This is a genomic window from Shewanella sp. AC34-MNA-CIBAN-0136 (assembly GCF_040309945.1).
In the GTDB taxonomy this organism is placed as follows: Bacteria; Pseudomonadota; Gammaproteobacteria; order Enterobacterales; family Shewanellaceae; genus Shewanella.
This window is the reverse complement of the sequence record NZ_JBEOPJ010000016.1, coordinates 40,002-53,317: the sequence shown is the minus strand read 5'-3', so window position 1 is coordinate 53,317 and position 13,316 is coordinate 40,002. Positions and strand designations below refer to the sequence as shown.

The 13,316-nt window shown below is 38.3% G+C and carries 9 protein-coding genes; 4 read left to right on the top strand and 5 right to left on the bottom strand.

What is annotated here, in order from left to right:
* Window positions 1-107: 107 nt before the first annotated feature.
* On the top strand, window positions 108-1,079 hold the full coding sequence (locus tag AAEY94_RS15605; RefSeq protein ID WP_101086502.1) for a PstS family phosphate ABC transporter substrate-binding protein: 972 nt from the start codon (window positions 108-110) through the stop codon (window positions 1,077-1,079).
* 558 nt (window positions 1,080-1,637) lie between these two features.
* The gene (locus AAEY94_RS15600) at window positions 1,638-3,419 is read left to right on the top strand and encodes a M1 family metallopeptidase (RefSeq protein ID WP_350979203.1); all 1,782 of its coding nucleotides are present in this window, start codon (window positions 1,638-1,640) and stop codon (window positions 3,417-3,419) included.
* A 3,230-nt stretch (window positions 3,420-6,649) separates the two neighbouring features.
* Here AAEY94_RS15600 and AAEY94_RS15595 read toward each other — a convergent pair.
* Window positions 6,650-7,135 (bottom strand): glutathione peroxidase, encoded by a 486-nt coding sequence (locus AAEY94_RS15595; protein WP_182744738.1) that lies wholly within the window; start codon window positions 7,133-7,135, stop codon window positions 6,650-6,652.
* A gap of 150 nt (window positions 7,136-7,285) precedes the next feature.
* On the opposite strand from AAEY94_RS15595, the gene AAEY94_RS15590 reads away from it, so the two are divergent.
* Window positions 7,286-8,683, top strand: a complete 1,398-nt coding sequence (locus tag AAEY94_RS15590; RefSeq protein WP_350979202.1) for a magnesium transporter — start codon at window positions 7,286-7,288, stop codon at window positions 8,681-8,683.
* Between the two features lie 151 nt (window positions 8,684-8,834).
* Here the strand turns inward: AAEY94_RS15590 and AAEY94_RS15585 are convergent, their stop codons facing one another.
* From AAEY94_RS15585 to AAEY94_RS15570, 4 genes are all read right to left on the bottom strand, one after another.
* Window positions 8,835-8,996: a hypothetical protein gene (locus tag AAEY94_RS15585; RefSeq protein WP_041413129.1), complete on the bottom strand. Its 162-nt coding sequence runs from the start codon at window positions 8,994-8,996 to the stop codon at window positions 8,835-8,837.
* A 154-nt stretch (window positions 8,997-9,150) separates the two neighbouring features.
* Complete coding sequence (locus AAEY94_RS15580) at window positions 9,151-9,435, bottom strand: sugar nucleotide-binding protein (protein ID WP_350979230.1); 285 nt, start codon at window positions 9,433-9,435, stop codon at window positions 9,151-9,153.
* A 124-nt stretch (window positions 9,436-9,559) separates the two neighbouring features.
* Window positions 9,560-9,982 (bottom strand): copper resistance protein NlpE, encoded by a 423-nt coding sequence (locus AAEY94_RS15575; RefSeq protein WP_335692444.1) that lies wholly within the window; start codon window positions 9,980-9,982, stop codon window positions 9,560-9,562.
* A 288-nt stretch (window positions 9,983-10,270) separates the two neighbouring features.
* Window positions 10,271-11,404 (bottom strand): patatin-like phospholipase family protein, encoded by a 1,134-nt coding sequence (locus AAEY94_RS15570; protein WP_101086528.1) that lies wholly within the window; start codon window positions 11,402-11,404, stop codon window positions 10,271-10,273.
* Between the two features lie 339 nt (window positions 11,405-11,743).
* Between AAEY94_RS15570 and AAEY94_RS15565 the strand changes: the two genes are divergently transcribed.
* Window positions 11,744-13,306, top strand: coding sequence for a DUF3369 domain-containing protein (locus tag AAEY94_RS15565; protein ID WP_350979201.1), 1,563 nt, complete (start codon window positions 11,744-11,746; stop codon window positions 13,304-13,306).
* Window positions 13,307-13,316 lie beyond the last annotated feature (10 nt).

Sequence of the window (13,316 nt, the reverse complement as noted above, 5' to 3'; positions counted from 1 at the left end):
CTGCTGGTGTCACACAACTGTCATGTCAATGTCATAGACTTGTCATCAATGAGGTCGATACTGACTACGTTTTAAAAACTTAGTACGCTTAATTCTGGAGCATTAAAATGAAACTGAACAAACTTGTCGGCGCGATTACTCTTACAGCCGCTGGCGTATTCTCAGCAGCATCAATGGCTGCTATTGACCCTACTTTACCAATATACGAAAAAACAAGTGGTGTTTCTGGTAACTTGTCTTCTGTTGGTTCTGATACATTAGCAAATATGATGACGTTATGGGCTGAAGAGTTCAAACATATTTACCCTAACGTTAATATCCAAATTCAAGCGGCAGGTTCTTCTACTGCGCCACCAGCGTTAACTGAAGGAACTTCTCAGTTCGGCCCAATGAGCCGCAAGATGAAGCCTAATGAAGTTGAAGCGTTTGAAAAGCATTATGGCTACCAGCCAACGGCAGTTCGTGTTGCAATCGATGCGTTAGCTGTATTCGTACACAAAGATAACCCTATAACAGGCTTAAGCATTGAACAAATTGATGCGATTTTTTCTTCTACACATAAGTGTGGCGGTAAAGAAATTAACCGTTGGGGTGATGCCGGTTTAGATGGTAACTGGGCTGCAAAAGATGTTCAGCTTTACGGTCGTAACTCAGTGTCTGGTACATATGGTTACTTTAAAGAAAAAGCGTTATGTAAAGGCGATTTCCGTCCAAACGTAAATGAGCAACCAGGTTCTGCTTCAGTTGTTCAGTCTGTATCACAGTCATTGAATGCCATTGGTTATTCAGGTATTGGTTATAAAACTGCTGGTGTAAAAGCGGTCGCTATCTCTAAGAAGGGTGATAAGTTTATCGAAGCCACAGCTGCGAATGCTGCCGACGGTACTTACCCACTTTCACGTTACTTATATGTTTATGTGAACAAGCATCCTAACAAAGACCTAACGCCAATGGATCGTGAATTCTTACGCTTCGTATTGTCTAAGCAAGGTCAACAAATTGTTGAGAAAGATGGTTATGTTCCATTACCAACATCTGTAATTACTAAAGATTTAGAGAAAGTAGGTATCAAGCTTTAATTAGCGAACTTTCCGTAAACTTAAAAAGGCCTCTTTGAGGCCTTTTTTGTTTTTTTTCGTTGAAAAAAAGATAAAAAAAGCAACCTAACTAAGAGGTTGCTGCTATTGCTAAGGGCAATACTGTCGATAGATTGTTACTACTATCAAATAGGAGAATGATGATGAACAAAAAAACGCTACTAGCTGTTAATAAAGTAATGCAAATTCGGTTCATATATTCAGACTAGTCATTTTTCAGTTAGTTCCCTTGAATGCAAAAAAGTACTTATTTTTATTTAAAATAAATTTGAGTAGAAAATCCAGATATCAATGTAGCGGTAGACATTAAATGTGAAGGTATTGATCGATAGTCTCCATTAAGTTCAAAGCAGCATAAAACGAAAGTTGGAAGTGCAGAGCTAACTTTGCTGCTTAATAAATCTATATGCCTTGAATTAACAAGCGTTGTTACTCTGAGTGACTCGGTATTAATGCGGCTTTTTACAGCATATTTTTGGTGATGCTAATGCTATTATCTTTGCTAGATTTCATGTTTTATTGCCTTTGTAAGGATATTTTGTGACTGCAAAATGGAACGAACAACACGATTACCATTCAAGTGCCAATACTGATGCTTTATGCGTGCATCATCTTGAACTTAATATTGTGGTTAATTTTGACTTGCAGCAACTCAATGGCGTTGCCCGGTTGCAGTTTACCCGAAAAATGGCTGCACTTTCATTAGTGCTAGATTGCCGAGACTTGATCATAGAAGGTATCACCGACAGCGACGCTAATGTGTTGTCATATTATGTGAGTGATGTGAATGCCATATTGGGTCAAAAGCTGGTTATTGATGTGGGTGAACGATTAACTGAGGTGGTCATCCATTATCGTACATCAACAACTGCCCAGGGGCTTCAATGGCTTACTCCGGAACAAACCTTAGGCAAACAATTGCCTTACCTGTTCAGCCAATCGCAACCCATTAATGCTCGTAGCTGGATACCTTTACAAGATACCCCAAAAGCACGCATAACTTTTAATGCGACAGTTACCGCTCCGCAAGGTTTACGCGTGGTAATGAGTGCTGAAAATAACCCTGAATTGCCAGATAATGGTGTGTTTACCTTTTGCATGAGCAAACCCATTCCAACACATTTATTAGCCATTGCTGTTGGAGAGTTAAGCTTTCAAGCCACTGGACCTCGAAGTGGTATTTATACTGAACCCGGTATGCTTGCTGCTGCAGTTAAAGAATTTGAAAATACTGAATCAATGATCTTAATGGCAGAGTCCATACTCGGGCCTTATGCTTGGGGGCGTTATGACATGATTGTTTTGCCACCGAGTTTCCCTTTTGGTGGTATGGAAAATCCTATGCTGGCATTTATGACTCCCACGCTAATTGCTGGGGATAAAAGTCTTGTGTCCACGGTTGCTCATGAATTAGCCCATTCATGGACAGGTAATTTAGTCAGCAATGCGACTTGGCGAGATTTATGGCTTAACGAAGGATTTACCACTTACTTTACCAATCGTATTGTTGAAGCTATTTATGGTAAAGAGCAGGCAGAACTCGAATGGGTTATCGAGTACGGACGTTTGCAAGAGGAAATGGAATCGACTCCCTTAGTCAACCAAACTCTACCCGCCAATGTCCAAGACCAAGATCCTAATCTGGCATTTAATCGGTTTACCTACGATAAAGCATCGATGTTTGTTCATGAACTTGAAAGCCGATTAGGCCGGCCTGCATTCGATAGCTTTCTATCCCAGTATGTTGAGCATTTTTCGTTTCGCGCGATTACTACCGAAACATTCATTGATTATGTAAAACAGACATTGCTGGTGGAACATCACGATAAATTAACCCTGCCAGAACTCAATGAGTGGGTATACGGGCAAGGATTACCAATATGGTTTAAAGGCCCTACATCAAGCAGCTTGGATAAAGTTGACTTGGCTGTGGAAGCTATTGTCAAAGGCGCTTCAGCAAGTGAGTTGTTGGTGAGTGAGTGGCGAGTTCATCACTGGCAGTATTTTCTGACTCAATTACCGTTAATGGTAAGCCAAGCCACGTTATTAGATTTAGATGATACTTTTACATTAACAAACAGTCCCAATGCCGAAATAGCGTGTGATTGGTATCGCGTTGCCATCCGTAATCACTATGATCCTGTATTACCAGCATTAAGTGATTATTTATGCCGCATCGGCAGAGGTAAATTTGTTAGACCTTTGTTTGTTGAATTACAAATTGCTGGTTATCAACAAGAATTAGCTGAAATCTATAAAAAAGCTCGTGCTGGTTATCATCCTTCATTGCAAATTCAGTTAGATAATTTACTCAATTTTTAACAAGAAAATGTTATGACCTTTTACATCAAAAAAAGACAAAAAAAATGGCAGCCATATTGGCTGCCAAAATAACTCTTTCCGGGTTGTCATTAACGGTGCGCTAGCGTGTTAAAACTTCCCAATGGGGATGATGATGAACATTAAAACGGTGTAGCAGTAACTCAATCTTAACTGAAGTTTGAGGTAAGTAGGATAAATCACTAAGCAGTGTCATCAATTAACTCCGGGGGAGAAGGCTAACTCATCATACTGCACTTACTTCAAACTACATTTTAATCATTACATACTTGTTCGTACTATAAATAAGACCGGGTCATATCAGGAAAGTTCACAAAGAAAATGAAATTTTTTAATTTATTTTTGTGAAAGTCACTTTTTTGAACCCTTTGGTCGATATTTTTGGGAAAAGGATACGTTTTTTTAATTAAAAATAGCGTTAGAGTTAACCTGAATTCGATAATATAGATTATTAAGCTATCGTAATTAGGCACTTAAGTTTTTTTATTCTGAGGTGAACTCAAGTAAGTAATGGGTTACGCATATGACTGTGGCAAATATCGATGGTGAGGCATTTGGGTTTTATTTATGTAAAGCACAAAATGAACCTAAAAAAAGGGCAACCAATTTGGTTGCCTAAGTCGTTCTTTGTGGGGGGCGATTAACGGTGCGCTAGCGTGTTAATACTCCCCAAATAGGGATGATGATGAACAATAAACATTAAACGGTGTAGCAGTAACTCAATCTTAACTGAAGTTTGAGGTAAGCAGGATAAATCACTAAGCAGTGTCATCAATTAACTCCGGGGGAGAAGGCTAACTCATCATACTGCACTTACTTCAAACTACATTTTAATCATTACATATTTGTTCGTACAATAAATAAGACCGGGTGATATCAGGAAAGTTCACAAAGAAAATGAATTTTTTTAATTTATTTTGTGAGAGTAATTTTTTTTGATCTATATGGTCGATTTTCCCTGGAAAAGGTTTCGTTTTTTTAATTAAAAATAGCATTAGAGTTAACCTAAACTTGATTTTTTGTTTTTATAAATGCTTTTTAATCAGTTGTTTATTCTGATTCCGAGGTAAATTCAGGTAAGTGATGGGTTACGCATATGACCGTGGCAAATATCGATGGTGAGGCTTTTGGGTTTTATTTATGTGTAGCACAAAATGAACCTAAAAAAAGGGCAACCAATTTGGTTGCCTAAGTCGTTCTTTGTGGGTCGTGATTAACGGTGCGCTAGCGTGTTAATACTCCCCAAATAGGGATGATGATGAACAATAAACATTAAAACGGTGTAGCAGTAACTCAATCCTAACTGAAGCTTAAGGTAAGTAGGATAAATCACTAAGCAGTGTCATCAATTAACTCCGGGAGAGGAGGTTAACTCATTATGCTGCACTTACTTCAAACTACATTTTCTTCGTACAATAAATAAGACCAAGCGTAATTAGGAAAGTTCACAATAAAAATAATTTTTTTACATTTATTTTGTGAGAGCAAGGTTTTTTGTTTTCTTAGCTGGTTTTTCGAAGGATTTATTAGGTTTTTAAGAGCTAAAAATGGCATTTAAATGAACCGAAACTCGATATTATAGTTTATCAAAGTCTTTATAATTAAGTGCTTATTTATCACTATGCTAGTTATACCAATCCTATTAAATATGTGATCTTTCAGCGGGAGTTCAAAGTGCTGTAGGCAAGGCAGATGATTGAAGCGAATAGTGATTCTATTTTGAAAACATCTAACGAAGCATAAAGTACTTTGAAACCCGCCAGAAAGGAGTCTCTCAGGTATTCCACTTCTGTGTTGCATCGATTTAAAAGGGAACAGCCATTTCTACATCAATGCGCCTTGAATTAAAAAACCTGAGAGACTCTGAACTGATCAGATATTTAATGAGATTGGTATTATAGCTCTGAGGTGTACTCAAGTAAGCTATCGGTTCTGTATATGGTCGCGGTAAATATCGATGATGATGCTATTTTTGGTTTTATTTGTGTAAAACACAAAATGAACCTAAAAAAAGGGCAACCAATTTGGTTGCCTAAGTCGTTCTTTGTGGGTCGTGATTAACAGTGCGCTAGCGTGTTAATACTCCCCAAATAGGGATGATGATGAACATAAAACTGTCGCGACAAGCAAATACAAAAGTCAGTAATCAAACCTTTGGATACACACTAAAACGTTGGAGGAAGACGCTTAGCGAGTACATGTTCTTACTTGTTACATATAGTCTGACTAGTGCTCTTTAGAATAGTTCATTAAATAATGAAAAAATTTAAAAATAGATAATCAGTGGGTTTTACTCATCATTGGTAGTTGCACGTGGTTCTATGTAAATGACGTTTATCGTGGCATAACATCTGCTGTCTCGAGAGCCTAAAAACGGGTTTTACAAAATTATTTTCAAGCTCCCAGACCAGGTTACCCAATATCGAAATCGACTTAGCGAAACTCATTAGCTTAATTACTGTGAGTTAAACGACATCACCTATTTAGGTGTAGTGATAAACATGCGCAGTGCTAGTTAGCCCCCATCTCTTAATAATAGCTGGGATAAATCGATGAGAATGGTTTTATTTCATGTTGGTAATATCAAACTTGGCTAATATTGCTTTGCCTATTTATGCTACTTGCCTATTTACGATAATAGGGCGCATTGACACATTGCTGTGTGTTGAGAGCAAGCCAATGCGGTGAAGTTAGCTGGTTATGATCTTATGTTGATGAGCTTCCCTATATAGAAAACACATCACTAGGGTAGACCTAAGCTAGACCATGCAACGCATTCTAGTTGCGTTGTACAATCAACAGACATAAAAAAAGGCAATCAAATGACTGCCTATCGATCGACTTAGCGATCAAGGGGACCGCGCTAGAAGTCCCAGGGAGATGATGAACAAAAGTGAATATCACTGTTACTAAGTTGGAGTGCCTAATGGTTTAAAAGTTCAATATAAATGAATTCTTTTATCAAAATAGTGAGATTAATTTTATACTGATTATTTTTCAGTGGCTTAAGAGTTTACTTTTTCTAACGGTTTTCCATTGTTTGAGTACTTCTATTCGAAAATATCGTTAAATGAAAATGTGGCAGACTTTAGATGTTCACTTACCAGGAACTGACTAAGCCGTGAGCAAAAGCAGGGTGATTATCATGACATCAATCACCCAAAGCCATTCTCATTGATTATCAGCCTTCGATTACACGATAGAGGCTATGGCTATCTAAGCAGTTTTTCAATGACAGCGTTAAGGTCTTCTGGTTTTGTTGTTGGTGCATATCGTTCAATCACGTTTCCTTGTTTATCGACTAAAAACTTAGTGAAGTTCCATTTTATTGACTCACTACCTAAAAGGCCTTTGGCAGACTTTTTAAGATGTTGATATAACGGATGGCTGTTACTGCCATTGACTTCAATTTTACTGAATAATGGGAATGTCACGCCAAAGTTTAGTTCGCAAAATTGGCTGATCTCATCTTCATTGCCTTGTTCTTGCTTGCCGAATTGATTGCAAGGAAAGCCTAAAATAACTAAACCGCGATCTTTATACTGTTGATATAGTGCTTCAAGTGCTTTGTATTGTGGGGTGAAGCCACATTTACTTGCTGTATTAACAATAAGCAAAACGTGATCTTTAAAATTCTCCATAACAACATCATTGCCTTGAATGTCTTTTACGGAAATAGGGTAAATAGCTGCGGTCATGTGATGCTCCTTTATATGAAAGATAAACTATAATGTGAAAATGCTTAGCTGGCAATTAAGTTGTTGGCAACTTAATATATCTGTTTGCTTATCAATACCAATTTCAATATAGTTGCGCATATTTTACTATCAAGAATTAAGGGCGGGCTGATGAGTGAATTAAAGAACGAACTTAGTTCTGAAGATGAAATCGACACCAGTTCACAACCACAGGCTGATGTCAGTCAAGTGGTTCATTTGTTAACTGAAGCAGAAGGCGATGAACAGGCCGAAATGTTCAGTGAAATCTTGACTGAAGCAGAACCAGGCACAATTGCTTTATTATTAGAATCGTTACCACTTGATGAACGTTATGAACGTTGGCAGCAAGTCGATGTTGAAGAGCGTGTAGACGTTCTAAACTTAATGCGCGCCGATCCTCGTTTAGGCATTGTTAAGAAAATTCCAGATGAGGAACTAGACTTACTCTTTTCTCAATTAAGTCCTGAAGACCTTATTGAATGGAGTGATTCATTACCTGACAACATTACCGATCGTGCATTAGCACAGATGGGTGAACGTCAACGTAAGCACTTCGAACTGTATGATCAATATTCTGAAAATGAAATCGGTCGTTATGCTGATCACCAGATGTTGGCATTAAGTCTTACCTCTACCGTCGCGCAAGGACAACGCTTTTTTCGCCGAATTGACTTAGATTGTAATGACCATCTATTTTTAGTAGATAAAAACGATAAATATTTAGGTACAGTGCGTCGTTATGACGTTTTCAGAACTGCGGATCTTGATACTCAATTGCAGGCGTTAAAATGGGATGACAGCCGAGTTATCTCTGCGGATTCATCTTTAATCGAAGCAGCCGAAGCCATTGAGCATAGTCGCGAACTTGAATTACCGGTTGTCGATGAAGATGGTATATTAATTGGGCGAATGACACTGCGAACTGCTACAGCATTAGTGCGTGAACATTACGAAGCACAATTAATGGCAACTGCTGGTATGGATGAACACGACGATTTATTCGCCCCGATAGTGGTGGGTGCAAAGCGTCGTGCCGTGTGGCTAGGGATAAACTTACTCACGGCATTTTTAGCATCTGCTACTATTGGATTATTCGAAAATGTATTGTCGCAAGTGGTCGCGTTAGCGGTATTGATGCCAATTGTGGCTTCAATGGGTGGCATTGCAGGTAGCCAGTCGTTAACGTTAATGATCCGCGGTATGGCAATGGGTCAGATTTCTGCTGGTAACGTGATGTCGTTGATGAAAAACGAACTCGGTATCGGTGCGCTAAATGGCATGCTGTGGTCGATTGTCATCGGTATTATTGCCGGATGGTGGTTTAACGATACGATAATGGGCGTCGTTATTGCCTGTGCTATTTTAGTTAATATGGCTGTTGCTGCGATTGCTGGTGTGATGGTGCCGATGATTTTACAGCGCTTTAATCAAGACGCTGCTTTATCTGGTTCAGTTATTCTGACCACAGTGACTGACGTTGTAGGCTTTTTTACTTTTTTGGGGTTAGCCACCATATTTTATCTGTAAAAGGTCAATTTCAGAGACATCGAAATACACTGATTCAATATTGCCAACGCTTTACTTAAATGGTCTTGAGTTTCTCAAGGCCATTTTTTTCAACAAAAAAGCAAGTTGCAGGCAACTTGCTTTTTAAACTTGATGAGAAAATTCTGTTAAATTATTTCCACTTAGCAGGCGCGAACTCCATTTCTGCATTATCGTCAAAGTAACGGCGCTTAGTATCTCGGCGACGCTGTTTTACTTTTTTCGATTTTGGTTTTCCCTTGATGTTATCGCCCCATGGCGCATCATCTTCATCAAATTCAAATGAGTGTGACATTTTCAACATTCCAGATAACTGTACCTCTGTTGGTACAGCCTCTTTTTACCTAAAGTTAATGACAAGCTAAAGCGAAATATTTCATCCTTGATGGTAAAAATTATTGCACGTAAAAATGACACTGATATGACAATTCATTTTTTACTTTAAATAATTAAACTTTACTAAGCACCAATTCATTAAGGCATTGAGCTAATTGTTGTTGCCAAGGTTTGGGCATGGAGATTGAGTGCGATAAGCGGGTGTCTAACACACTGAAAGTGGGCCTATTAACGATAGATGTATATTGTTCTGATGTTATAGGCTGCAAATAAATTGATTGAGGTAATAAGCCTAACGCTATTCCTTGTGTTTTGATCTCTTGAGCAAACTCATACCAAGTACACTTACCTGCATTACTCCAATGGTAAATAGCTGACCATTGTTTTTGTGAACACAGTTTCCACAGAAAAGTGCAAAGTCGTCAACGGCAGTCTAATGAGCAATGAATATCTATTTAATTGTGCTCCGAAGAGTTATTAAAAAGCTTTCAGTACTTTGATTATAAGAGTCATACTTCATTGTTAGTTTATTCTGATTTGCTGACCTAGTCCTTCGATTTTATCGACTCTATATCGCTCTGCGTCTGGGCCTGTAATTCGCCTAAATTTTACATCTAACAAATATAAGTGATCGGAATAGACTTGATAAATATGTCCACGATCTAAAATGATAATGTTACCACTTTTATCCCACTTAAATGTTCCGCTGCCACGATAAGGATTGGGATCAGTGCCTAGACGAATAGTGTGGATGGTATATTGGTTCGGTTGGATTAGTTCAAGAGTGGTATCCATTCCATCGCAACTCGGGCATGGGAATACACCATGATACACACCTTGCCATTGCAAAGTGTTTTGACTACTTGAAGTTGTATCTATAGTCGAGGTGTCTTGCTGGCCGCAGCCGACGATTGTTAATATAATCACTAACCATAAATTTTTCATCTAAAATCCTTTTAGATACAAAATTGTTACGAATGTGACGCTCGGCAGTTCTGGTTTTATGTGTCTCAAGTGAATGATCAACAATTTAAAATAATATTCACTTTTATAAACGTGACTATGTAAAACATGTCTATTTGACTCAAGCTAAACCAGTATGACGAGGATGACTTTAATATAGATAACCAAAGCGCACTCGCGCTTTTATCATCAATTAATCCCGATGTTAATTCTTGATGTTAATTCTTAATGTTAATATATAGGTATATCATAGATTTTGAGTATTAACGGTTAAACTTTAGTCTGTATATCGAAAAATTGTTTTATTTCATCAATTCTATCCATTGCATCTTGATAACCTAAATCAATCAAAGTGGTGGTATAGCTTTTTTCGAATAATAAATACGACACAATACTCGAGTCAGACTGTCTGTTAATACCAAATAATTTCAATAAAGTTCTGATTGCAAAAGGCATATCATCATAGAACCGTTCTGCAATTCGGCTTAAATCTTGACTAGGTTTTATCACTAAAGTATCAATATGACGCAAGTTCAAGGTTTCACGGTCTTGTGGGGATATCATTGATAAGGTGCTGTTGACCCGTTGCAGACGCTCTAAGTCGCTGTTCAATGTGTCCGAGAAAATGGTATCTAATAAATGTCCGGCGATTGTTGCTGTTTTAGGGTGATATTCAAACTCGATGGGAAAGTGTTTGTGTGGACTGTCTAAATTAATCACAAATATTTTACTAGCACCTAGGTGGATAGGGCTTGATAGTGGCGATAATTGATGGACGGACCCATCACCATAATAGGCTTGATTAAGTTTAATTGATGGGAATACCATTGGAATTGCTGAGCTTGCAAGTAAGTGCTCAGTATTTAATAAACTGCGAATACCAACTCGTCTAGCACGTTGCCAATCATCAATGTGTTCGTTACCTTGATAGAAAGTATATGAACGTGAATTGTTGTAGCATGATGAGTCGATGCTGATAGCTTTGAGTGCATCATTACCAATATTACGATCAATTCTTTTAAAATCGATAAGGTTATTCAGCAACTCTCGTAATGGTTGATTATCCAGTAGGCTGCCAGCATCAGTATTGACTTTGTCATCTTGTAGACCTTTAATTGCCATTCGTCCCAAATGTCTCAACACTTGAGGGATCGAAGTGCGATAGACTTTATGGGTTTCAAAATGACGCCACACCCAGTCCAGTTTTTTTATGGCCAAATGGAAACAAGATGCGTGGGTCGCTATCGATATTGCATTAATAGCACCTGCAGATGTACCACAAATAATATCAAATGGAACATTATGGTTGCGTGGGTAAAACTGCACTAACGCTTTTAATACGCCAATTTGATAAGCCGCCCTGGCTCCACCACCTCCAAGTACTAATGCTGTTGATACTGGCAATATCGGTCCTTTAATCGGTTAAGTTTGTTTGATTCTAGTATGAATTCTTTTTGTGTTCTACACCAGTTACCAATAAGTCGACTATGCTATTTATTGTCTATCCTTTATCTTCACTATATCTATTATCGAGGTTAATACTTTGAGATGAAAAGTTGAACATGATTACGAGCACTCATTTGCAACACCATATCGAGATTGATAATAAGATCTAAAGTAAACTTTTACTCGTATGGTTATTTAGTCTTCATGATAAAACTAATGTAAATAGTTCATCATAGATTGTTGATGTTGATTTTGTTAACGAATACTCAATTGATTATACCAATTTAAGGATGGCATGTGGCTCTGTTTAAGACAACATCAGAAGTATCGGTTGATAACGATGCAGCACATAAAGCAAAGCAACTTTCTCCCTGGAAAATTGCCATCATTGATGATGAACCAGGCATACATGATGTGACTAAATTTGCATTAAGTCATTTTGAGTTGGAAGGTAGGAAACTCGCTTTTTATTCAAGTTTTAGCGCTGAAGATGGATTCATTTTACTACGCGATGAGCCTGATATCGCGCTCGCATTTATCGATGTTGTGATGGAAAACGATCACGCGGGGCTGGATTTAGTTGAACGTATTCGAGGTGAGTTAAATAATCACAGTACAAGGATTATTCTTCGCACTGGTCAGCCGGGCAGCGCTCCTGAGGAAAGGGTGATCAGAGAGTTTGATATTAATGACTACAAAGCAAAAACAGAATTAACCGCTACCAAACTTAAATCGTGTGTTTATGCTTCCTTGCGCTCGTATCGAGATATTAAAACAATTGAACTAAGTCAACGTGGGATGGAGAAAGTCATCCAAGCTTCTTCTTCAGTGCTACTAAGCAATACACTGCATAATTTTGGCAGTGCTGTTCTTGAACAAACATTGCAATTACTTAATTTGAATAGCTCAGCGCTTTATTTAACCAGTTTTCGTGAAGATCTCTACCAAGATACTCATATGAACCTATTAGCCGCGACTGGGGATATGGTGAGTTACCGTGAAATAGAAAATGTCGAATCACTACCGGGTGAAGTGAAAGAGTATATTATTGAAGCCATTAGTATAGAGAAGTCGATAGTTCACGATAATATTTATGTAGGCTTTTATAAGTTTGGCCACGATGTTACCAGTATTTTATACCTCCAACACGACACCGCATTAACGCCTTTGCAGGTCAGGATCCTTGAATTATTTGCTGCCAATGTTAGTTTGACCTTTGAAAACCTTTCAAGCAAAGAAAATGTCCAACAAACGCAACGTGAACTGATCCTAATTATTGGTGATGCGATTGAACAGCGCAGTAAAGAAACCGGTGCTCATGTTAGGCGTGTGGCAGTGATGAGTGAAATGCTGGCTAACCATATTGGTATGAGCGATGATTTTGTTGAAACCATGCGCTATGCAGCCCCTTTACATGATGTGGGTAAAATTGGTATCCCTGAAAGTATTTTACATAAACCCGGTAAGTTGACCGATAGTGAGTGGGAAATCATGAAAACCCATGCAGAAAAGGGCTACACCTTACTTGCGGCATCAAATCGTATCATAGCCAAAATGGGCGCTCGTATTGCCTATACACATCATGAACGATGGGACGGTAATGGTTATCCTCGTGGGTTAGTTGCTGATGCAATACCGATTGAAGGTCGCATTATGGCTATCGTGGATGTAATTGATGCACTGTTGTCAAAACGCAGTTATAAAGACGCCTGGTCCGCTGAAAAAGTAAGAGATTATTTAATTGAGCAGTCAGGTAAGCAATTTGATCCTTTGATGTGTGATGCCAGTTTAACCTTGCTTGATAAGTTTGTAGAGATCCAGCAACAAATGCCAGATGAACCTGCGCAAAGCACACATTAAGTTATCTATT

Excerpts from the sequence above, each read along its gene's own strand:
- AAEY94_RS15605 (WP_101086502.1), top strand. The coding sequence starts at position 108 with ATGAAACTGAACAAACTTGTCGGCGCGATTACTCTTACAGCCGCTGGC.
- AAEY94_RS15595 (WP_182744738.1), bottom strand. The coding sequence starts at position 7,135 with ATGACCGCAGCTATTTACCCTATTTCCGTAAAAGACATTCAAGGCAAT.
- AAEY94_RS15590 (WP_350979202.1), top strand. The coding sequence starts at position 7,286 with ATGAGTGAATTAAAGAACGAACTTAGTTCTGAAGATGAAATCGACACC.
- AAEY94_RS15575 (WP_335692444.1), bottom strand. The coding sequence starts at position 9,982 with ATGAAAAATTTATGGTTAGTGATTATATTAACAATCGTCGGCTGCGGC.
- AAEY94_RS15585 (WP_041413129.1), bottom strand. The coding sequence starts at position 8,996 with ATGTCACACTCATTTGAATTTGATGAAGATGATGCGCCATGGGGCGAT.